The sequence below is a fragment of the Pseudoalteromonas sp. NZS100_1 genome, assembly GCF_015864285.1.
Lineage (GTDB): Bacteria > Pseudomonadota > Gammaproteobacteria > Enterobacterales > Alteromonadaceae > Pseudoalteromonas > Pseudoalteromonas arctica.
This window is the reverse complement of sequence record NZ_JADYXN010000009.1, coordinates 75125-97655: the sequence shown is the minus strand read 5'-3', so window position 1 is coordinate 97655 and position 22531 is coordinate 75125. Positions and strand designations below refer to the sequence as shown.

Below are 22531 nucleotides of genomic sequence, written 5' to 3'. Positions count from 1 at the left end.
TATATAAAACTGATTGAGCTAGTATCGATTAGCTACAATTTAAAATTGTTCAAATGGGAAGAAAACAATGAAATTAAAATCACTTACAATTGCAATCGCGTTGGCTGCAACTAGCGCATCTACATTCGCTGCTGATAAAGAAGAAGGTTTCTACATTGGCGCATTTGGCGACTACTATGACGCATCTTGGAAAAACATGCGTGCTCAAGCTGGTCTTGACGTAAATGAATCAACTGGCTGGGGTGTTGAAGCCGGTTACCGTTTCAGTGATTACTGGAGCGCACGTCTTGAATATGCAGATATGGATTTTAATGCTTTTGATAAAGTTGCTGGCAACCGCAACAGTATTGATGGCGAGCGTTACGGTATTGATGCTCTTTACCATTTAAATGGTGGTCCTTTCTACGGTCTTTTCGGTATTAAAGAAATGGACGTAGTAGATGACAACACATTCTTAAATGCAGGTGTTGGTTACCAACATTTCATTACAGATGGCTTATTTGTAAATGCTGAAACAGCTGTATACCAAGGTCTTGACCGTGGTTACACAGATGTAGGCGCTAAAATTGGTATTAACTACTTATTTGGCCAAAATTCAGCTCCTGTAGAGCCAGTTAAACCAGCTCCAGAGCCTAAGGTAATTGAAGTAGCTGTAGCTCCTACAGATAGCGACAACGACAACATTCCTGATGCAGATGATAAGTGTGCTAACACGCCTATGACTGATGCAGTTGATGGGACTGGTTGTACTTTATATGAAGATAAAGAAGTAACTGTAAGCTTATTAGTGACTTTCCCTAACAATGCTTCAGCAGTATCTACTCAGTACTTAAACGATATTGAAAAAGTATCTGCATTCTTAAAAGAGTACCCAGATACAACAGTACTTTTAGAAGGTCACACTTCTTCTGTAGGTAAAGCAACTTACAACAAATGGTTATCTAAAAAACGTGCTGATGCAGTAGCTAAGCAATTAGTTTCTGATGGCATTGCTAAAGACCGTATTACTACAGTTGGTTTAGGTGAAGAGCGTCTTAAAAATGATGCAAACACTAAAGCTGCAAACGCAGAGAACCGTCGTGTAGAAGCGCATATCAAAACTATCAAAAACGTTAAAGTTTTACGTTAATTAAATAGTTTGTAATAAAAACCCAGCCAAGTGCTGGGTTTTTTTATGCCTGTAATAAATTAATATTGGTTAATGGTAATGATTCTTACTTAACAAGTATTCATGAAAATAGTTTTTACTACAACCACTATTCATAGTATTTATAATCGGTATAATCAGTTGCGTAACTGGATGGATTTTCATCTATCCATAAAAGCTTTATAATTACGCGTTAGAATACTATAAGTATTGGGTAACTTATTTGCGCTTGAAGCGCTACCGGATACTTTCACGTCACCAAGAGGGCAATATTGTGCTACAAGAATATCGTAAACACGTAGAAGAACGTGCCGCGTTAGGTATCGTACCAGCGCCATTAGATGCTCAGCAAACTGCTGATCTTATTGAATTAATCAAAACTCCACCTGCAGGTGAAGAAGAATTCATTTTAGATTTGTTCATTCAGCGTATACCAGCAGGTGTTGATGATGCTGCTTACATTAAAGCGGGCTTCTTAGCAGCTGTAGCTAAAGGTGAAACTAATTCTCCACTTGTTTCTAAAGAAAAAGCGGCAGAATTATTAGGTACAATGTTGGGCGGTTACAATATCGCACCAATGATTGACCTACTTGATGACGAAACACTTGCACCAATCGTAGTTAAAGGCCTTTCAAATACATTACTTATGTTTGATGCGTTCTACGATGTAGAAGAAAAAGCAAAAGCAGGTAATACATTCGCTAAGCAAATTATTGAGTCTTGGGCAAATGCAGAATGGTTTACTAATAAACCAGCTGTTGCTGAAAAGATTTCAGTTACTGTATTTAAAGTAACTGGCGAAACAAATACTGATGACTTGTCTCCTGCACCAGATGCATGGTCTCGTCCAGATATCCCACTTCATGCTTTAGCAATGCTAAAAATTGAACGCGATGGTATTACACCTGATAAAGCGGGCGAAGTAGGTCCAATTACTCAGATTGAAGAATTAAAAACTAAAGGTTTACCACTTGCTTACGTAGGTGATGTTGTTGGTACGGGTTCTTCTCGTAAGTCTGCAACTAACTCTGTACTTTGGTTTATGGGCGATGATATCCCGTTTGTACCAAACAAGCGTGTTGGCGGTGTATGTTTAGGTAATAAAATTGCTCCAATCTTCTTCAACACAATGGAAGATTCAGGCGCATTACCAATCGAATTAAATGTTGATGAACTCAACATGGGCGAGCAAATCGACATTTATCCGTACGAAGGTGTTGTTAAGCAACATGGTACTGATAAAGTGATTTCTACTTTTGAGCTTAAATCTGATGTGATTTTAGATGAAGTTCGTGCTGGTGGTCGTATTCCACTAATTATCGGTCGTGGTTTAACTGATAAAGCGCGTACATCTCTTGGCTTAGGTGCAACTGATACATTTAAAGTACCAACAGCAACAGAAGTTTCTGATAAAGGCTTCACACTAGCGCAAAAAATGGTTGGTAAAGCATGTAACGTTGCAGGTATTCGCCCAGGTCAGTACTGTGAGCCTAAAATGACAACTGTTGGTTCGCAAGATACAACAGGTCCTATGACACGTGATGAACTTAAAGATCTAGCATGTTTAGGTTTCTCTGCAGATTTAACAATGCAGTCATTCTGTCATACATCAGCTTATCCTAAGCCTATCGATGTAAGCACTCACCATACGCTTCCTGATTTCATCATGAACCGTGGCGGTGTTTCACTTCGTCCAGGTGATGGTATTATTCACTCGTGGTTAAACCGTATGTTATTACCAGATACCGTAGGTACTGGTGGTGATTCACATACACGTTTCCCATTAGGTATTTCATTCCCAGCAGGTTCGGGTGCAGTAGCATTCGCAGCAGCAACCGGTGTTATGCCACTTGATATGCCTGAATCTATTTTGGTTCGTTTTAAAGGCGAAATGCAACCAGGTATCACTCTACGTGACCTTGTTCATGCAATCCCTTACTACGGTATCAAACAAGGTTTATTAACAGTTGAGAAAAAAGGTAAAATTAACGAATTCTCTGGTCGCGTACTAGAAATTGAAGGCGTTGAGCACCTAACTGTTGAGCAAGCGTTTGAATTATCAGATGCATCTGCAGAGCGTTCGGCAGCAGGTTGTACTGTTAAGTTATCTAAAGAGTCTATCTCTGAATACCTTGAGTCAAACATTGTTATGCTTAAGTGGATGATTTCTGAAGGTTACGGCGATGTACGTACGATTGAACGTCGTATTACTGCAATGCAAGATTGGTTAGCTAACCCAGAACTAATGGAAGCTGACGCTGATGCAGAGTACAAGCATATCGTTGAAATTGATTTAGCTGAGATTAAAGAACCTGTTCTTTGTGCTCCAAATGACCCAGATGATGCGCGTCTTCTTTCTGATGTTGCTGGCGAGAAAATTGATGAAGTATTCATCGGTTCTTGTATGACTAACATTGGTCACTTCCGTGCTGCTGGTAAGTTGCTTGATGGCTTTAAAGGTCAACTTCCGACTCAGCTTTGGGTTGCTCCACCTACTAAGATGGACAAAGACCAACTTACAGAAGAAGGTTACTATGGTATTTTTGGTCGTGTTGGCGCACGTATCGAAACTCCAGGTTGTTCACTATGTATGGGTAACCAAGCACGTGTTGCAGATAAAGCAACAGTTGTGTCTACCTCTACACGTAACTTCCCTAACCGTTTAGGTAATGGCGCAAACGTATTCTTAGCATCATCTGAGCTTGCTGCAATTGCTGCAATCATTGGTAAATTACCAACAGTTGCTGAGTACCAAGAGTATGCTGCGAAGATCAATGCAACGGCGTCAGATACATACCGTTACTTGAACTTCCACCGTATGCCTGCTTACACTAAAAAAGCAGACAACGTGATTATTCAACAAGCTGTATAATTTTTAGAGTTTGTTTAAAAACCCGCTTAGGCGGGTTTTTTATTGGCTAAAATAAATATTAGATAGTTCATGCTTCTTTTTTTATATTATTGTATTAAATCTAGTCTTAAGTTGCTTTTAAAGTAAGTAATCGCGCAAAAATTCCTATCAAAATGCATTAAAATCCTCATCAATATTCTCATTATTTTAGGCGAGATTTTATGACAGCATTAAACAACCAGAATTTACTGCAACTACGTTTTGTTAACCAAGCAAATATTGATTTGGTTAAGCCTTCTTTTGATAACCTGCCTGCAAATCCTTATGCAGATGGCGCCTTTCGTAAACGTCGTTACTCAGTAGTTAAAATGCAAGATGGTGAAATAAAGCTACAGCAAGCCAAAGCATTTGTTCAAGACGATTCAATTAATACTTTTCAAGGTAATGTAGAGCGTACTTACGAAAACCTAGAGCAAAGTTTACTTGAGTCAGAGGGCATGAAAAGCATTGTAAATGAGTTTCGCCAACTTACCGGTATTGATGAGCAGCGTGATATTGAAATTCATCAGTTCCGTATGCTTGCTATTAACAGTGATACGCCAGCAGCGCCAGAAGGCGTACATCAAGATGGTTTTGATCATGTATGTATATGCGGCGTTTCTCACGAGAACTTAGAAGGCGGCGAGCTACTTGTATACGAAAACAAGCAAGCTGAGCCTTGTTTTAAAATGGAAATAAAAGACGGCATGTTTGCATTAATAAATGACCGTCAAGTGTGGCATAACGCAACACCTATGAACAAAATTGATGCTAGCAAACCAGGTTACCTGGATTGTTTTGTATTAACGTCTTAAGGAATAAGCATGAACATAACGCAATTACGTGAGCAGTTTCCTGCATTAATGCAAAACGTTGATGGTAAATCGCCCGTATTTTTAGACGGACCAGGTGGCTCGCAAGTGCCAATATCGGTGCTTAATGCGATGACAGCTTATTTAGGTCATTATAATTCGAACTTAGGTGGCGCGTTTTTTTCAAGTGATAAAACGGTTGAGTTGATGGCGAATGCGCGTCAAGCCGCCGCTGATTTACTTAATGCACCTAGCTCACAACAAATTGTGTTTGGTCCAAACATGACCAGCCTTACGTTTAGTTTTAGCCGTGCTATTTCACGTGACTGGCAGGCTGGCGATGAAATAATTGTAACCAATGCTGATCACTTCTCAAACGTGTCGTCGTGGCAACAAGCAGCTGAAGATAAAGGCGTTAAAGTTAACACCGCACTTATTAACGAAGCTGATTGTAGCTTAGACATGGCGCAATTTGAGAGCTTATTAAACAGCAAGACTAAGCTTGTAGCGGTAACTTACGCTTCAAATACCACAGGTTCAATTAACAATATCAAACGTATAGTAGAGCTTGCTCACGCTGTAGGCGCACTTGTTTATGTTGATGCGGTACATTACGCACCACACGAACTAGTAGACGTACAAGCACTTGATTGCGACTTTTTAGCGTGTTCTGCGTATAAGTTTTTTGGTCCGCACTTAGGTATGGTTTACGGTAAAAAAGAGCATTTAGACGGGTTTACACCTTATAAAGTAGAACCCGCTAAAGACGTAGCGCCAGGACGCTGGGAAACCGGCACACAAAGCTTTGAAGCTATGGCTGGTTTTATTGCGGCAGTTGATTACATTGCAGCAATTAGCGAACTTGACGACAGCCATTCACGCCGCGAAAAGCTAAGTATTGCCTTTGCTAAAACTAAACAGCACGAAATGGCCCTTAGTGAGCACTTTTTAACGCGTTTGGTAAATTATCCGCGTATTAAATTATTTGGTATTGATGACTTTGATCGCTTAAACGAGCGCACACCTACTTTTGCTTTAACGTTTGAAGGGCTTGAGCCACGTGAAGTGTCTGAATTTTTAGGTAAGCAGCATATTTGCGTGTGGGATGGTAATTTTTACGCACAAGGTTTGTGTAAGCAATTAGGTGTGCTTGATAAAGGCGGTGTAGTGCGCATTGGTTGTATGCATTACAACACGATTGCTGAACTTGATAAGCTATTTGACTTATTTGATGAACTACTCGGTTAATCATGTAAGTTTTGGTGCGCTAACTCTTTGGCGCACCGTATATTTGTTCTGCGCGGTTAAACAGTACCCACGAGGTTAAAATATATTTATCGTTTGATACTGGCTTATTACCTCTATGAGTATGTGTAAAGTAGCCTGGGGCTATTACCATAGTGCCTTTTTTTGGGGCTATTTTGCGATTTTGATAATAGAACTCTGTTTCACCACCTTCTTCTACATCGTTTAAGTAAAACATAAATAACAACACGCGATGCAAAGCTTCATTGTGCTGTAGCTGCGGATAAACCTCACTGTGCCAGTAAGGGTAGCCACCTTTGTTTACTTCATATTTTTGCGCTTGAATATTACCGAGTCTAAAAATTTGCTGAACTAGCAAAGGTAATTGCGGTTTGCCTACTTCTTCAAAATTCTCTTGGGTTAAATCGACTACGTCACCTGTTTTTGGGTGATAGACCTTTAAACCAAATGCCCCAATCAGCATAAAAATATGCTCCTCAACATACTTAAAAACATGCTGTGCAGTCGTTTGTTGTATGTGTTTTAATTGTTGTGCATATTCGGGGTGATTGTTTAGGTGTAGGTCGTGGCTGTCTTTTTTCTTTAAGTCGACACCGCCCGATGTTACCCCTTGTTTTACATGCGGGCTTTGCGCAAATATGGTAATAAATTGATCGCAAAATTCATCGCTTAATGCGTTATCAACAACGCGTATAAAGTCCGTCATGGTTTACCTTTATATAATTATTATTGGATTTTTATGTTTATTGAAAAAGTGATGCCGCGCTTTAGCGAAACAGATGCACTCGGACACATTAACAATACCGTACTCCCAGTATGGTTTGAAGTCGCACGTGGACCTATTTTTAAGTTTTTTACGCCAGATTTAAATCCACACGATTGGAAATTGATTATCGCCAAAGTTGAAGTGTCGTTTGTAGGCGAATTATTTTATGGCCACGAAGTGACCGTAAAAACCTCTGTAGAGCATATAGGCACTAGCTCTTTTACGCTTAGGCAAGAAGCATGGCAACACGATAAATGCTGTGCAATAGGCAAAGCTGTGATGGTGAGGTACGATTTTATTGCTAAATCAAAGCAAGCGCTTAGCATTGACGAAAAAGCAGCGCTTAACGAGCATATTTACCAAAGCAGTTAACCTTACGAGGCTTATATTTTACATAAGCTCATACTGAGCTGGATTATTGTAAATATATGATGGCAGCTGTGATTTTTGTCGAGAAATTTTAACGTATTTAGATTGAGTTACAGGCTTCAGTTATATACTATTTATATTATATATTGTTGCGCCGTTATAACAGGAAATGTTAATTCGGTAATTTGATTGGAGAATACGTGTGACATCTATTGCCAATAACCAACCTTTACAAGTTATTCAGCTCAGTGATGGTCAAAATTTAACAGCTGAAATTTTGCCATTTGGCGCAATAATAAAAAGCATTAAATTTAAAAAACAAGAAATGACGCTTAGCGTCGATGATCCTCAATACTATCTTGAAAACCCATTTTATCTTGGCGGCACAGTAGGTCGATACGCTAATCGCATTGCAAAGGGGCGTTTTAACTTATCTGGTACGCAGTATCAACTAGAAGCAAATAACGGCCCTAATAGCCTGCACGGCGGCGTTAAAGGCTTTAATAAAGTACTGTGGCAAGTAACCAAACAAACTGAAAGTGAAGTTGAACTTTATTATTGCTCGCCCGACGGCGAACAAGGTTTCCCCGGTGAGTTGCAGGTTTGGCAAACGATTAGCGCTAAAAACGGCGAGCTTACTCTGCACTTTAAAGCGCTAACCAATAAAGAAACGCTCGTTAACTTTACTAACCATTGCTACTTTAATCTTGATGGCAGCGAATCAATTAATGAGCACCTTGTTCAAGTTAATGCCAATTACTATCTTCCTATTGATACAACTAGTATTCCACTTAATGAATCTGCATCAGTCACCGGTACCTGCTTTGACTTTACCAAGCCAGCTCAAGTTGGTAAGGCCTTAAGCGCTGTTCATCCTCAGTTAGAAGCTGGAAATGGCTTCGATCACTGCTATATTTTTAATGATGACAGCAGTTTAAAGACAATGGCTACATTAACCTCGCCACACACGAAGGTTAATTTAACGCTCAAAAGCACTCAGCCAGGTATGCAGTTATACACCGCTAACTTTGTAGGTGCGCCTTTTAAAGCACGACAAGCTTTGTGTTTTGAAGCGCAAAATTGGCCAGATGCGCCAAATCGTGAAAATTTTCCAAAAGCTAATTTATTGCCGGGAGAGGATTACGAACAGGTTATTATTTACTCTTTTTCTGAGTGAATACAGCATTCTAATGTTAATTTAAAGAAAATTAAAAGCAAAAATACAGTGATTAAATGCTATCCATAATGCAGGAAAAGGTTGCACTTTTTGCTGGTTTAAAGTATTTATAATATAAATAGTATTTGAAACTATATGCACTACCACAACGACACAACGACTACACACAATCAGGAGTTTTTAAAAAATGATAATTAACAATAAGTTATCGTTCAACAAGAAAACCGCGATCAGTATTGCTATCACAGGCATATTGGCAAGCGGAAACGTTGCAGCTCAAGGCGCTGAAGGCAATACGCCTACAGTAGTAAATGAAGATGTTGAAGTTATCGCAGTAACGGGTATCCGCAGCAGTTTACGTTCATCAATGTTAGATAAAAAAGCATCTAATGTTGTTACAGACGGGATTAAAGCAGAAGATCTTGGTAAATTTCCTGATTTAAACGTAGCAGAATCTCTGCAACGTATTACAGGTGTAGCAATTGACCGTAGTGGTGGTGAAGGCCAAGCGGTAACTATTCGTGGCTTTGGTCCACAATTTAATACTGTACTTGTTAATGGTCGTCAAATTGCGACAGACAGTGCAGGTCGTGAATTTAATTTTGATGTATTAGCAGCAGACCAAATCACCGGTGCTGATATTTATAAAAGTAATACAGCAACACTTCAAGAAGGCGGCATTGGTGGTACGGTTAACGTAACTACAGCACGTCCTTTTGACTTTGGTGGTTTACATATTTTAGGTTCAGTTAAAGGTATGTACGAAAGCCTTTCTGAAGAAGTATCTCCATCAACATCATTCTTAATAAGTAATACGTTTAACGATGATAAGTTAGGTGTGCTTTTTGCCATCACTAATCAACAACGTAAACTTCAAAATAACCAAATTTTAACGGCAGGTTGGCGCGGCGGCCAAACAATCTCTAATCCAACAGATGGTGTATTGTTTGAAAATGCCTACATTCCGCGTAACTGGGATCAAGTTGTTGATGAGCAAGACCGTGAACGTACAAACGCAAGTTTAGTATTGCAATACGCACCATCTGACGATGTTACGATTACTGTTGATGGTATGATTTCAAAATTTGAAGTTGATTCAACAGTACGCGATTTAGCCTCTTGGTTTGAACCAGACCGCGTAGGTAGCGCAACGATTGATCCAGAAACAGGCACTCTTTTAACTTTCTCTCAAGACGTTGGTTTGGGTGCGCCAAGTGGCGACCCTGCAAGTGACTTTGTATCACATACACGTAACTCACGTGATGTAACTAATAAAGCATTTGGTATTAACGTTGATTGGCAAGTAAATGATTCATTAAAAGCAAAATTTGATGTATCTCGTTCAACAGCCGAAAACGACCGTGCAGGTACTGACCGCTTTAACGTTGTCGGTATTATTAATAGTTATACTTTTGACGGTACAGGCAGTATTCCTACTGTACAGCATGATGGCTTTGAAAATGGTTCATTGCCAGATCCAAGCCTTGCCCGCCTTCACTATAACGAAGTGGGTCTACAGTTTACTGATGAAGATGAAATTACTGAAGTAAAAGCTGATTTTGAATACGTGCCAGATAAAGGCCCAGTAGATCGCATTAACTTTGGTGCTTATCGTCAAGAGCGTGAAAAATCAAGCTTCCAAGTTTATGGTACCCAATGTCAGTTCTGTGGTTACGGTACTGAAGCACCACTTGATGCAATTGATTTTGAAGCTTACCAAGCAAGCAACTACTTCCCAGGCTTAATCGATACATTCTACACCTACGACGGTGATAAAATGCTTGATTACCTAGCCGATCAAGGTTTCCCAGTAGAGCCAACACTACAAAATAACCGTTACACAATTAACGAAGATATCACTAGCTTATACATGGACTTTACGCTTGGTTTTGACCTAGCTGATATGCCAGTAACTGTTAATTTAGGTGCACGTTACTCAGAAACTGATATTGAAGTAGCGGCAGTACAAAGCTTTATTAGCGATGTAGTGCCAACAACTGATGCAACATTATTTGCTAACGTATTTGGCCCAGCAACGAACATTGAACAGGGCACTAGCTACTCAAACTTACTACCATCTTTGAATGTTAAGTTAGAGCTGCAAGACAATATGATTTTACGTTTTGCAACGTACGACAGTATTACTCGTCCAACGATGTCTCAATTATCTCCTGCTACTACATTTAACGAGCCACGCCGTCAAAACTTAACAGCAAATGGTGGTAACCCTGCACTTAAGCCATTCCAGTCAGAAAACTGGGATATTTCTTACGAGTGGTACTACAACGACGCTAACTTATTTAGCTTTGCAGTATTTAGTAAAGAAGTCGATGACTTTATTGTTACGCTAACAGGTGAAGAAACATTTGAAATGGCTGACCGCTCAGGTCCTGGTTTTGCGTGTACCACTTGTACAGGTCAAGCAGATGATGAGCTTAATGGTAGCTCAGAAATATACACAGTAACTCGCCCTCAAAATGGTGAGTCAGCTAAAGTAACTGGCTACGAAGTAGGTGTGACGCACATATTTGAAAATGGCTTTGGTATTATAGCCAATGCGACTGTCGTAGATAGTGACATTAGCGTAGGTGCAGACACCACACAAACATTTGCACTTGAAGGTTTAGGCGATTCACAAAACTTAATATTATTTTATGAGCAAGATAACTGGCAAGCACGTGTTGCATTTAACAACCGTGAAGGTTTTTTACGCTTAGTTGATAATGGTTTTAACGGTGAACCAGTGAACGTAGAAACTTACGGTCAGTGGGATATTAGTGCAAGCTACGATATTAACGAAAACTTCACTATTTTTGCTGAAGGCATCAACATCACTGAAGAAGAGTTAGTACAAACGGGTCGTTTTGCTAACCAAATCTATTCGGTTGAAGATAATGGCTCACGTTACGCGTTTGGTATTCGCGGATCGTTTTAATTAATGCTTGAGGCGAATTTCTCGCCTCTTGTTTCATTGCAGCACTTTGGTGCTAATACCAATTAGGTTGATTTAGCAGTAATGTATGTTAGTTAACCTAATTGGCTAAAATGAAACTACATTAAATCAAAATGCCCTAACGGGCATTTGTTGTATAAAACGTTATCAAAAATACTCAAAGAGTAGTCCATTATGAATAAAGCAATAAAAACAGTAGCGGTAGTTGGCGGTGGTACAGCAGGATGGCTGAGCGCTGCAATTATAGCTTCGTATCACCAAGGTCAAAATGGTGACGGCTTAAAAGTGATATTGGTTGAATCGTCAGACATTCCAACAATTGGCGTAGGTGAAGGTACCTGGCCCACGATGAAAAACACGCTTCAGCAAATTGGTTTACGTGAAGTTGACGTGTTTAAAGCCTGTAATGCCACTTTTAAACAAGGTGGAAAGTTTGTAAATTGGACTCATGGCAATAATGACTTTTACTACCATCCATTTACTGTACCGCTAGGCTACGGCCGTATAGATTTAGCCCCTTATTTAGATAATGTTGAAGACTTTGCACAGCAAACAAATTTTCAACATGATATTTGCGAAGCAAGCTTAGCCCCAAGAGGTATATCGCAAGGTGAATATCAAGGTAATTGTAATTACGCTTATCACTTAGATGCCGGCGCTTTTGCCGAAATGCTTAAACAGCATTGTAAAAGTAAGCTTGGTGTAGATCATATTATTGGTACTGTTGATCAGGTAAAGCTTGATGACGATGGTGCAATAAATGAGCTTACTCTAAAAGATCAAACCCGCACCATAAATGCCGACTTATACATAGACTGTACTGGCTTTTCATCATTGTTATTAGGCCAAGCGCTTAACGTACCGTTTAAAAAAATGGACCACGTGCTATTTAACGACAGCGCATTGGCTATGCAAGTTCCTTACGATGAAAACGATGAGTCTTTGGCGAGCCACACCATAGCAACAGCGCAAAACGCTGGATGGATTTGGGATATTGGTTTAACGCACCGCCGAGGTGTAGGGCATGTTTATTCAAGCAAATTTTTATCAGACGATGAAGCAGAGCAAAACCTAAGAGACTATTTAGGAGATGCAGCAAACGGTTTAACTGCCCGTAAAATCAACTTTGAATCAGGATACCGTGAGAAGTTTTGGCATAAAAACTGTGTTGCCATTGGTATGTCGGCAGGGTTTGTAGAGCCGCTTGAAGCTACCGCCATTATGCTTGTTGAAATTTCAGCACGCTTTGTTGCTGAACATATGCCAGCAGATACCCAAGTAATGCCTATTGTAGCTAAGCGCTTTAATGAGCAGATGGATTATCGTTGGCAGCGTATTATCGACTTTTTAAAGCTACATTACATGCTAACCAAGCGCCCAGAACCTTACTGGCAAGCACATGTACAGCCTGATACTATTCCAGAAACCCTGCAAGAAGACTTACTTCTTTGGGGAAGCCGTGGCCCGCTTATTCAAGATTTTCATGGCGCATTAGAGTTATTTCCAGCCGCCAGCTATCAGTATGTTTTGTACGGTATGGGCTTTAAGCCTGACTTTACTAAACAAGCGTATTTGTATTCACAAGACGCGCAAGCTAAACAAATAATAGAACGTAACAGCCAGCTTACACAGCAGATGTTGCAAACTTTACCACCGCACCGTGCTTTTATAGAGCAGTGGTTAGCAGCTAACCCAGTTTAAGGATGTGTAACTATGGCTATTAGTGAACTAGTAAACACCAAACACCAAACATTAAAAATTAACCCCAATGCCGCTGTTGAATACGCAAAAACACAGCATTTAGTTAATTTAAGAGCAAATGAAATAGCAAAAGCAGCCTGCGATTTACCTGTTTTTTTAGCACGTAACGCACAAAATGGCAGCTATACAGTATCAGCGTTAACAAGCTTTAGTGCTGGGCAAAGTCTATTGGTAAATAACAACCAATGGCAGGCACTTTACACTCCGGTATGCATGCAAACCCAGCCGCTTTACTTAATGACTCGAGAAGCAAATAGTAGCGATTATTTTATTGCGATTGATGAGCAAAGCTTAGCCGTAAACACCGAGCAGGGTGAGTCACTATTTGATGCTAAAGGTAACCCAAGTTTATTTTTAAGTGCACAGCAAAAGTTGTTAGAAAGCGATTTAAAAAATGATTACCAAACGTATCAATTTACCCAAGAAGTTGCGCGTTTAGGACTCATTAAAAACATAGATATTGTATTGCAGTTTGAACAAGGCGAAACCCAAACCATTCAAGGTTTGAGCACCGTTGATGAAGACAAACTGCAAACATTAGATAGCAATACCATTGCAGAACTACAAAAGCAGGGTTACTTAAGTGTGCTTAACAGCATGCTCATTTCACTGTTTCAGTTAAATGCATTGGTAAAGCTGCACAACCAACGTCCCGAACTTATGCCTTTAAAGCAGATTAAGTTAGAACTAAGTCGAGATGCGCACGCGCTGTAGCGTGCATTTTTTATTACCCAGACATTGCGCATAACGCGCAGGAGACACACACATGTCAGATAACATTTTACAGCTGGTGGTTTTTGTTTTTGTCACTGCTTTAATTGGTGGCCTTACTTATTGGAAATGCCGAGGCCAAAATCGTAATAACGGACAAAGCCAAACCAAAGAGTATTTTTTAGCGGGCGGTGGCCTTACTTGGATGTTTGTTGCAGGTTCAATCACATTAACTAATTTAAGTACTGACCAACTTGTAGGTATGAATGGTAACCAAATGGCTTTGCTTGTTTGGTGGGAGCTTGCCGCTATTATAGGGTTGATTATTTTAGCCAAAGTATTCATCCCTGTTTATTACAAATACAACTGTACAACCACCACAGAGCTTTTAGAAAAGCGCTATAACAACAAGCATATTCGCGCTGTTATTGGTGGGTTGTTCTTTTTAGGTAATGCACTTATTTATATGCCAGCGGTAATCTACTCTGGTGCGCTGTTTATGCAAACCATGTTTAAAGTTGATATTCCGCTTATGTATATTGCCACCGCCTTTGCCATTCTTGGTGCTGTTTATGCCTTCTTTGGTGGTCTGCGTGCAGTTGCAGTATCGGATACTTACAACGGTATACTTGTACTCGGTATGGCTGTTTTAGTGGTGTTTTTAGCACTTAATGCAATTGATTATGACTTTACGGGTATTCCAGAAGAACGTTTAACATTAATTGGCGATGCTGATTCACCTATTCCTTGGCCAACACTTTTAACCGGTATGATCTTCATTCAAATGTATTACTGGGGTACTAACCAAACAATTACGCAGCGAGCAATGGCAGCGCCTAATGTTAAAGAAGCGCAAAAAGGTATATTTGCAGCGGCGGGTATTCGCTTTTTAATCGTCCCTGCAATCGTGGTATTACCGGGTATTATTTCGTTTAAGCTTTATGGTGATATTGGCGACGCCGCTTATGGTCGAATTGTGGGTGATGTAATGCCAGCATGGTTAACCGGTGTATTTGCAGCGGCAATGGCTGCAGCAGTACTGTCTACTTACAACAGCTTATTAAACTCAGCAACCGCATTGTATGTATGTGACATTCACGAAGCATATTTTAATAAAGAGCCAAGTGTTGTAAAGCTAAGTGGTTACGTAACATTGCTACTAACAAGCTTAACACTGGTACTTGTACCAATTTATCAGCAAGCAGATAGTATTATTAACTTACTACAGCAATTAAATGGCTTACTAAGTATGCCTATATTCTCTATTTTTGTAGTGGGATTATTGTTTAAAAATGTTGATGCACGTGCGGGTATTGCAGCAGTAATTTTAGGTGTTGTAATGTACGGCATGCTTACATTTGCAAGCTCACCACTACATACTGATATTCATTACATTCACTTAATGCCAATTACACTGATTGTATGTGTGGCTTTTGCATTAATAGTAAATAAAGTGGTGTTTGGTTTGAATGCACAATGGGCAGGTAAAACATCTGAACTTGATGATGCAGGACAAGCACAAGTACAAAAATAACGTATAAATAATTTAAGCTGACAAAATCGGTCATGGGACAACTCTGGCCGATTTTTTTATATGTATAAGAAATTAGTAACAGCACTTTAAAGTTAAGGTTGGTTTATAGCTTTTTGCTACAGTGGTACTTCCAGTGAGTTTATCTAACTATTTGCGATGTAAAGACTATCAAAATCCAATTTATATGATATATACTATTATTATTGAATGTCACCATCTGATAGATTGTGCCTCAAAGAACGAGAGACACATTAATACTTAGTATCACTAAGTTACTTTCGTTATATTTATAACTCACACAATGAACAAGAGGATAGGAAAATCATGGCCGACACTAAATCATTTTATCGATTAGACAGTGTAAACAGCACCGTTATTTTCGACTGCCAGAGCAAAACACCGGCGTTACTGTACTTTGGTAAACGCCTATCTGAGCAAACAACAGAAACAATGCTAACTCAGCTTGCTACCCGCCAAGAAGTAAAATGTGCCGTGGTTGAAGAAGCGCCTATTTCTCTATCTCCGTTATTAGGCGAGGGCTTTACTGGTGCGCCAGGGCTTGAGCTAGTAAATGATTCAATCGCATGGTCAGTAGGGCCACAACTTCAAGAAGTACGTGAGCCTTCAGCTGCAACACTTGAATTTGTAAGTGTAGATAAACTTCGTGGTATTGAAGTAGTGCACAGCATCACGCTTGATAAAAACACTGACGTATTGAGCGCGCATACCGTATTAACTAATTTAGGCGATTCGCCATTAAGTGTTAACTTTTGCGCGGCGCCAACATTCCAGCTGCCAGATAGCGTAAGTAAAATAGTAAGTTTTGAAGGTCGTTGGTCAAACGAATTTCAACGTCAATCAGTTGATTTAGTCTTAGGCAGCTTTGTACGTGAAAACCGTAAAGGTAAAACATCACACGATGTATTTCCTGGTTTATTAGTGCATAACGAAAATGCAGGCGAGCAGCACGGCGAATGTTACGGCTTTCATTTAGGTTGGAGTGGTAATAATAAACTACGCGCAGAGCTTTTAGCTGAAGGTCGTCGTTACGTGCAAATGGGTGAGTTATTATTACCTGGTGAGCTTACGCTTGCTAAAGGTCAAACGTATCAAAGCCCGAGCATTTATGGCTCGTTTTCGAGTGAAGGTTTTAGTGCGCTTTCTCGTAATTTTCATCGTTTTGTTAAAGCTAATTTACTTAGCCAAGCACAGCGTGAAAAAACACGTCCTGTGCATTACAACACATGGGAAGGCATATACTTCGATCACGACGTAGACACGCTTAAGCAACTAGCCGACAAAGTAGCGCCGTTAGGTATTGAGCGTTTTGTACTTGATGATGGTTGGTTTAAAGGTCGCCGTGGCGACAACGCTGGGCTAGGTGATTGGACAGTAGATTACAAAATCTACCCAGATGGTTTATCGCCAGTAATCGACCATGTAAACAGTTTAGGCATGGAGTTTGGTATTTGGTTTGAACCAGAAATGGTTAACCCAGATAGCGATTTATATCGTGCACATCCTGATTGGGTTTTAGGTTCTGAGAACAACGAACAGTTAAGCTTTAGAAATCAGCTAGTGCTTGATTTAACTCGCACAGAAGTTGTTGAGTACTTATACAAAGCGATTGACGACATTTTAGTTGAATACCCAACTATTAAATACATTAAGTGGGATATGAACCGCGATATTAATCATGCGGGTAATTTTGATGGTAAGCCAGCAGTACACCAGCAAACATTAGCACTTTATCGTCTAATTGACCGTATTAAAGCGGCGCATCCTGGGCTTGAAATAGAAAGCTGTTCGTCAGGTGGTGCACGTGTAGATTACGGCGTACTTGCACACACCGACCGTGTATGGACGTCAGACTCTAACGATGCGCTTGATCGCCTTGAAATACAACGTGGATGTTCGTTCTTCTTCCCATCGTCGGTTATGGGGGCACACGTAGGTCCGCGTGATTGTCATATCACAGGGCGTAATGTAAGTATTGAAATGCGTGCTGCGGTATCAATGTTTGGCCACATGGGAATCGAAATGGACCCACGTGAGCTGAACGATCATGAATACAATGCCCTTAAAGCGGCAATAGCGCTTCATAAAGAGCATCGTGAGTTTATTCATAGCGCCGATTTGTACCGCCTTGATAGCGACGATTTATCAATTAACTTTGGTTTAATCGACGAGCAAAAATCAAAAGCGTTGTTTGCTTATAACAGCGTACGTGAAACACCGCGTACAGCGCCTAATAAGCTTCGTTTTGTTGGCCTTGATGCCGATGCGCAGTACACACTTAATTTAGTGTGGCCGGTTAAATTTGAAGAGTATCGTCCGTCTTCTATTGCTGCGGTAAATGGTCAAGCATTTACAGGTGAAGCGTTAATGCAGTTTGGCTTACAAATGCCAATTTCATTCCCGCAAACATCACTTATTTTTGAGCTTAACAAAGCTTAAATTTAATATAATTAGTATGATATGTATTGTCAGCTCTATATTGTTTAGGGCTGACTTTTTTATATCCTCAAAATGCTAACGAATAAATTTAGCACCTCTAATTTAGCATCGCTAACTTAGTAGACTCAAAAATATCGAAAATAGAGTGGTTACGCTTGCGCGTAATTTTGCTTATTACCTAACCAGCGCTGAATTAGCGGATCAACAACCTCTGGATGTTGCTTAAGCATTTGCTGTGCAATTGGCCTAACTTGGTTGAGTATGTGCTTATCGCGGGTAAGATCGGCAATTTTAAATTCGGCTAAACCCGTTTGTTTTGTACCGAGTACTTCACCTGGGCCACGAATTTCTAAATCGCGCTCTGCTATCACAAAACCATCGTTACTATCGCGTAGTACTCCTAATCGCTTTTGAGCGGTGTGAGACAACGGTGCGTGATATAAAAGCACACAATGCGATGCCGTAGCGCCACGGCCAACGCGCCCACGTAATTGATGCAATTGTGCTAATCCCAAGCGCTCAGGGTTTTCTATAATGATTAAGCTCGCGTTAGGTACATCAACACCAACCTCAATAACGGTCGTAGCCACTAAAACATGTATATTACCTGCTTTAAACTCACTCATAATGGCTTGTTTTTCAGCTGACTTCATTCGGCCATGTACTAAACCTACGTTTAGCTCTGGTAGTGCTTCTTTTAATTGTAGTGCGCTGTCCTCCGCTGCTTGGCACTGCAGTACTTCAGACTCATCAATAAGCGTGCACACCCAGTAAACTTGTCGGCCTTGCTCGTTACACGCTAATTTAACACGAGCAACAATATCGTCTCTGCGCGTATCAGGAAGTGCTACTGTTGTAATTGGCGTACGCCCAGGTGGTAACTCATCAATGACCGAGGTTTCTAAGTCGGCATAGGCTGTCATCGCGAGCGTACGTGGAATAGGTGTTGCGGTCATAACTAGTTGATGAGGATAGCAATCACCAAATTTACCTTTTTCACGCAGTGATAAACGCTGGTGGACACCAAAGCGGTGTTGTTCATCAATAACAATAAGCACTAAGTTATTAAACTTAACTTCATCTTGAAATAAAGCGTGAGTACCTACAATCATTTGCGCTTCACCAGAGGCGATTTTTTCAAGTGTTGCTACGCGCTCTTTACCCTTTGTTTTACCGCCAAGCCAAGCAACTGAAATACCGAGCGGATTAAACCAAGCAGTAAAATTAACCCCATGTTGCTCTGACAAAATCTCAGTTGGCGCCATTAAAGCTACTTGAAAGCCCTGCGCAATAGCGGTTAGTGCACTCAGTGCCGCTACCAGCGTTTTACCTGAACCTACATCACCTTGCACTAAACGCATCATAGGATATGCGTGTTGCATATCACCTTTAATTTCAGCAACTACGCGGCTTTGTGCATTTGTGGGTGCAAAAGGAAGTTGTTCTAAAAATTGGCTTTCTAATGTGTTTACCGGATTTAATGCTACGGCTTTAACTTGTTGTCCTTGCTCTCGCACTTTTAATAAGCTGAGGTTTTGAGCAAGTAGCTCCTCAAATACCAGGCGCTGTTGAGCAGGGTGAGTTCCTAGCTCTAATGCAGTTACATCAACATCATTAGGTGGGCGGTGCAGTAATAATAAGGCGTCACTTAGTGGCATATTTGATGGCTGCCACTGTGAAGGCAGTAGTTCTTCTACTGAGTATTTATGTAGTAAATCAATAGCCTGTTCGCTTAAAGCTCTAATCGATAGTTGCTTTAAACCTTCGGTTGTTGAATACACGGGCGTAAGCGTTGTAGCTACTGGTTGTTCGTTAGAAGTATCGCTGATGCTGTATTCAGGATGGCTCATTTCAAAGCCAACGCGGCCACGGCGTATTTCACCAAAACAACGTATTATTTTACCGGCACTAAATGCATTTTTTTGTGCAGCGGTAAAATTAAAAAATCGTAATGTTAGCCTGCCCGTACCGTCATTGATTTGGCAAACAAGCATGCGCCTTTTACCAAACGTAATTTGGCTTGTTTCAATTGTTGCTTCAACACTTACGTGGCTGTGAAGTGACAACTCGCTAATCGCATATAAGCGAGTGCGATCTTCATAGCGAAGTGGCAAATGAAAAAGCATATCTTGCACAGTTAAAATACCTAGCTTTAACAAACGTTCAGCCATCTTTGGGCCGACCCCTTTGAGCTCTGTAATTGGGTATTGATTTAAGCTAGGTTTAGACAAATTGTACCAATCTTATTATTTGTGAGTCAGTTAAGTGTACTTACAGAGCTTTAGTCCATCAAGTATGTTTTAAAGCTTGCCAAAATTGCTCGTCAGCGACTATTTCGCCGTTTTCATCAAGTGCAGGATAAGGTAATTTTTTTTGCTTGCACTGTCTTGCAATAATAGGGTGGCAGCCTTCAAAATAAAGTGGGTGCTTAACTTCGGCGCTCAGCATATCTCTATTATATAGACCAGCCAGCTCACGTTGGCGCTGTGCTTCAAACAATATTAGCGCAGCAGCAACCGAAACATTAAGCGATTGCACCATACCTTGCATCGGAATAATAATATTTTGATCGGCATATTCTAGGGCTTTTTCTGATATCCCGGTTTTTTCTTGTCCAACAATAATAGCCGTTGGCTTGGTGTAATCTACTTCTCTAAAATCAACGGCATCTTCTGATAGATGAGTCGCGAGTATTTGTATTTCTGGATTGCGTTCACGCATTGCCACTACGGCATCATCAATGTTTCTGTGTAGGTGCGTTTCTAGCCAGTTTTTACTGCCACCAGAGGTATTATTTGTTAGCCATTTTTGTTTTTCAGGCCATACAGCATGTACGTGATGGCAACCAACCGCATCAGCACTTCGTACTATTGCAGATAAGTTATGGTGTTTGTGCACGTCTTCTAAACACACGGTTAAGTCTGTTTGACGGCGCGAAAGTACGTCTTCGATTCTTTGATAGCGAGTTTGCTGCATGGTTATCCTCTTTTTTCGGCAATTATACGAGATTTTTACAGTTAAGGCATTACCGTACGGCTAATTGGGTTTTGTAGAGAAATAAGTGTTTCTGTCGATTGAATTGCTTCTATTGCCTGTATTTTATTAATTAGCACACCTTGTAAGTGATCAATGGACTTTGTCATTACTTTTATAAATATACTGTAGTTACCTGTTGTGTAATAAGCCTCTACCACTTCCTCCAATGCTTCTAGCTTTATAAGTGTTTGTGGGTAATCACGTGCGTTATTTAAGTTAATGCCTATAAAGCAGCATACATCGTAGCCTAGCTGTTTAGTATTAATCGTTAATTGCGTTCCTGTAATGATCCCTGCTTGCTTCATTTTTTCAATTCTTACGTGAATTGTCCCAGCGCTTACATTGAATCTTTTTGCTAATTCGGCGTACGCAGTACGGGCATTTGCCATTAACGCATGAAGTATCTGTTTATCGAGATTATCGATTAAATAATTTTCCATTATATTTTTCTCATGAAATTATCGAATATATGGTTTTTATACCACTTAATTAATGATTTTTATATATTAAAGCTATTTTTGTTATGGGATATTGAATTAATTCTTTAAATAGTTACATTAACCTCATTAAAGGCGCTGGTTGAAGCGCTTTTTAACAATTAAGCAAGTAACAATAACTGGGAATGAGGCCAATTATTATGAGTTCACACTATGTGCAGCAACAGCAGCAAATAAGTAAAGTTAAGCAATTTTTTTCACAGCAACTAGAAACCCAGCTTGGGATTATTGAGGTTCAAGCCCCTATTTTGGCCAAAGTAGGCGACGGCACGCAAGATAACTTAAGCGGCCATGAAAACGCAGTTGCTGTAAATGTGAAAGCGATTACAGATAGCCGCTACGAAGTGGTCCATTCACTGGCTAAGTGGAAGCGTAAAACACTGGCAACGTATGGTTTTAGTGTTGGTGAGGGGATTTACACTCAAATGAAGGCTTTGCGCCCAGATGAAGACTCATTAAGCCCGATTCATTCTGTATATGTTGATCAGTGGGATTGGGAAAAAGTAATTAACGAAACCACAGAGCGTTCGCTGGCAACGCTCAAGCAAACTGTCCAATCTATTTATAAAGGGATAAAAGAGACGGAAGCTTTTGTAAGTGAGTCTTATGGTTTAACGCCATTTTTACCAGGCGACATAAAATTTGTGCACAGTGAAGAGCTACGTAAAATGTATCCTGACTTTAGTGCTAAGCAACGCGAAAAAGCTATTGCACAAGAATATGGTGCTGTATTTTTAATTGGTATTGGTGGCGCGCTGGGAGATGGCAAAATTCATGATATAAGAGCCCCTGATTACGATGATTGGTCTACACCAACATGCGATGAATACATGGGTTTAAATGGTGATATTTTAGTATGGAACCCAGTACTTGAAGATGCATTTGAAATATCATCAATGGGTATACGTGTAAGCCCTGAGGTTTTAAAAGCGCAGTTAAGTACAACAGGGGATGAAGACCGCTTAGAGTTTAATTGGCACAAAGCGCTACTACAAAGTAAATTCCCGCAAACAATTGGCGGTGGAATAGGGCAGTCTCGCTTGGCTATGCTATTGCTACAAAAGCAGCATATTGGCCAAGTACAAGTGGGTGTATGGCCGCAGCAAACACATGCTGAGGTAAGCGGTTTACTTTAAAACATGAATTAATTTGAGT

General features: G+C 40.2%; 16 protein-coding genes. 12 read left to right on the top strand and 4 right to left on the bottom strand.

Translation table 11 applies throughout. From position 1 onward, the window contains the following. Positions 1 to 67: 67 nt before the first annotated feature. The 4 genes from I6F66_RS08485 (at position 68) to I6F66_RS08470 (ending at position 6097) form a co-directional block, all read left to right on the top strand. Positions 68 to 1129 (top strand): OmpA family protein, encoded by a 1062-nt coding sequence (locus I6F66_RS08485; RefSeq protein WP_007579984.1) that lies wholly within the window; start codon positions 68 to 70, stop codon positions 1127 to 1129. 292 nt (positions 1130 to 1421) lie between these two features. Further along, positions 1422 to 4019 carry a bifunctional aconitate hydratase 2/2-methylisocitrate dehydratase gene (gene acnB / locus I6F66_RS08480; protein WP_007579986.1) on the top strand — a complete coding sequence of 866 codons (2598 nt, stop codon included), beginning with the start codon at positions 1422 to 1424 and terminating at the stop codon, positions 4017 to 4019. Positions 4020 to 4219: 200 nt separating this feature from the next. Beyond that, positions 4220 to 4852 carry a 2OG-Fe dioxygenase family protein gene (locus tag I6F66_RS08475; RefSeq protein ID WP_008167256.1) on the top strand — a complete coding sequence of 211 codons (633 nt, stop codon included), beginning with the start codon at positions 4220 to 4222 and terminating at the stop codon, positions 4850 to 4852. Between the two features lie 9 nt (positions 4853 to 4861). After that, positions 4862 to 6097 carry a cysteine desulfurase-like protein gene (locus I6F66_RS08470; protein WP_197160719.1) on the top strand — a complete coding sequence of 412 codons (1236 nt, stop codon included), beginning with the start codon at positions 4862 to 4864 and terminating at the stop codon, positions 6095 to 6097. 19 nt (positions 6098 to 6116) lie between these two features. On the opposite strand, the gene I6F66_RS08465 is transcribed toward I6F66_RS08470, so the two are convergent. Then, positions 6117 to 6821: a 2OG-Fe(II) oxygenase gene (locus tag I6F66_RS08465; protein ID WP_197119395.1), complete on the bottom strand. Its 705-nt coding sequence runs from the start codon at positions 6819 to 6821 to the stop codon at positions 6117 to 6119. 33 nt (positions 6822 to 6854) lie between these two features. Here I6F66_RS08465 and I6F66_RS08460 point away from each other — a divergent pair, with 33 nt between their 5' ends. From I6F66_RS08460 to I6F66_RS08430, 7 genes are all read left to right on the top strand, one after another. Further along, positions 6855 to 7253: a thioesterase family protein gene (locus I6F66_RS08460; protein ID WP_024589549.1), complete on the top strand. Its 399-nt coding sequence runs from the start codon at positions 6855 to 6857 to the stop codon at positions 7251 to 7253. 199 nt (positions 7254 to 7452) lie between these two features. Continuing rightward, complete coding sequence (locus I6F66_RS08455) at positions 7453 to 8427, top strand: aldose epimerase family protein (RefSeq protein WP_197209098.1); 975 nt, start codon at positions 7453 to 7455, stop codon at positions 8425 to 8427. A gap of 187 nt (positions 8428 to 8614) precedes the next feature. Further along, positions 8615 to 11362 (top strand): TonB-dependent receptor, encoded by a 2748-nt coding sequence (locus tag I6F66_RS08450; protein WP_165728314.1) that lies wholly within the window; start codon positions 8615 to 8617, stop codon positions 11360 to 11362. Positions 11363 to 11554: 192 nt separating this feature from the next. Beyond that, on the top strand, positions 11555 to 13081 hold the full coding sequence (locus I6F66_RS08445; protein ID WP_165728313.1) for a tryptophan halogenase family protein: 1527 nt from the start codon (positions 11555 to 11557) through the stop codon (positions 13079 to 13081). 12 nt (positions 13082 to 13093) lie between these two features. After that, positions 13094 to 13855 (top strand): SapC family protein, encoded by a 762-nt coding sequence (locus I6F66_RS08440; protein ID WP_165728312.1) that lies wholly within the window; start codon positions 13094 to 13096, stop codon positions 13853 to 13855. 52 nt (positions 13856 to 13907) lie between these two features. Next, positions 13908 to 15386 carry an SLC5 family protein gene (locus tag I6F66_RS08435; RefSeq protein ID WP_197209097.1) on the top strand — a complete coding sequence of 493 codons (1479 nt, stop codon included), beginning with the start codon at positions 13908 to 13910 and terminating at the stop codon, positions 15384 to 15386. A 324-nt stretch (positions 15387 to 15710) separates the two neighbouring features. Beyond that, positions 15711 to 17843, top strand: coding sequence for an alpha-galactosidase (locus I6F66_RS08430; protein WP_197209096.1), 2133 nt, complete (start codon positions 15711 to 15713; stop codon positions 17841 to 17843). Between the two features lie 149 nt (positions 17844 to 17992). Here the strand turns inward: I6F66_RS08430 and recG are convergent, their stop codons facing one another. Genes recG through asnC form a run of 3 tightly spaced genes read right to left on the bottom strand, consistent with a single transcriptional unit; the run spans position 17993 to position 21319 of the window. Further along, positions 17993 to 20074, bottom strand: coding sequence for an ATP-dependent DNA helicase RecG (gene recG, locus I6F66_RS08425; RefSeq protein WP_197209095.1), 2082 nt, complete (start codon positions 20072 to 20074; stop codon positions 17993 to 17995). 58 nt (positions 20075 to 20132) lie between these two features. Beyond that, entirely contained in the window at positions 20133 to 20819 is a 687-nt protein-coding gene (gene trmH, locus I6F66_RS08420) for a tRNA (guanosine(18)-2'-O)-methyltransferase TrmH (protein ID WP_076925783.1), read from the bottom strand. 41 nt (positions 20820 to 20860) lie between these two features. Next, positions 20861 to 21319: a transcriptional regulator AsnC gene (gene asnC / locus I6F66_RS08415; RefSeq protein WP_197209094.1), complete on the bottom strand. Its 459-nt coding sequence runs from the start codon at positions 21317 to 21319 to the stop codon at positions 20861 to 20863. A gap of 197 nt (positions 21320 to 21516) precedes the next feature. Between asnC and asnA the strand changes: the two genes are divergently transcribed. Then, on the top strand, positions 21517 to 22512 hold the full coding sequence (asnA, locus tag I6F66_RS08410; protein ID WP_197209093.1) for an aspartate--ammonia ligase: 996 nt from the start codon (positions 21517 to 21519) through the stop codon (positions 22510 to 22512). The last annotated feature ends 19 nt before the right edge of the window (positions 22513 to 22531 follow it).

Excerpts from the sequence above, each read along its gene's own strand:
- I6F66_RS08485 (WP_007579984.1), top strand. The coding sequence starts at position 68 with ATGAAATTAAAATCACTTACAATTGCAATCGCGTTGGCTGCAACTAGC.
- I6F66_RS08475 (WP_008167256.1), top strand. The coding sequence starts at position 4,220 with ATGACAGCATTAAACAACCAGAATTTACTGCAACTACGTTTTGTTAAC.
- I6F66_RS08470 (WP_197160719.1), top strand. The coding sequence starts at position 4,862 with ATGAACATAACGCAATTACGTGAGCAGTTTCCTGCATTAATGCAAAAC.
- I6F66_RS08465 (WP_197119395.1), bottom strand. The coding sequence starts at position 6,821 with ATGACGGACTTTATACGCGTTGTTGATAACGCATTAAGCGATGAATTT.
- I6F66_RS08460 (WP_024589549.1), top strand. The coding sequence starts at position 6,855 with ATGTTTATTGAAAAAGTGATGCCGCGCTTTAGCGAAACAGATGCACTC.
- I6F66_RS08450 (WP_165728314.1), top strand. The coding sequence starts at position 8,615 with ATGATAATTAACAATAAGTTATCGTTCAACAAGAAAACCGCGATCAGT.
- I6F66_RS08445 (WP_165728313.1), top strand. The coding sequence starts at position 11,555 with ATGAATAAAGCAATAAAAACAGTAGCGGTAGTTGGCGGTGGTACAGCA.
- I6F66_RS08440 (WP_165728312.1), top strand. The coding sequence starts at position 13,094 with ATGGCTATTAGTGAACTAGTAAACACCAAACACCAAACATTAAAAATT.
- I6F66_RS08435 (WP_197209097.1), top strand. The coding sequence starts at position 13,908 with ATGTCAGATAACATTTTACAGCTGGTGGTTTTTGTTTTTGTCACTGCT.
- I6F66_RS08430 (WP_197209096.1), top strand. The coding sequence starts at position 15,711 with ATGGCCGACACTAAATCATTTTATCGATTAGACAGTGTAAACAGCACC.
- trmH (WP_076925783.1), bottom strand. The coding sequence starts at position 20,819 with ATGCAGCAAACTCGCTATCAAAGAATCGAAGACGTACTTTCGCGCCGT.
- asnC (WP_197209094.1), bottom strand. The coding sequence starts at position 21,319 with ATGGAAAATTATTTAATCGATAATCTCGATAAACAGATACTTCATGCG.
- asnA (WP_197209093.1), top strand. The coding sequence starts at position 21,517 with ATGAGTTCACACTATGTGCAGCAACAGCAGCAAATAAGTAAAGTTAAG.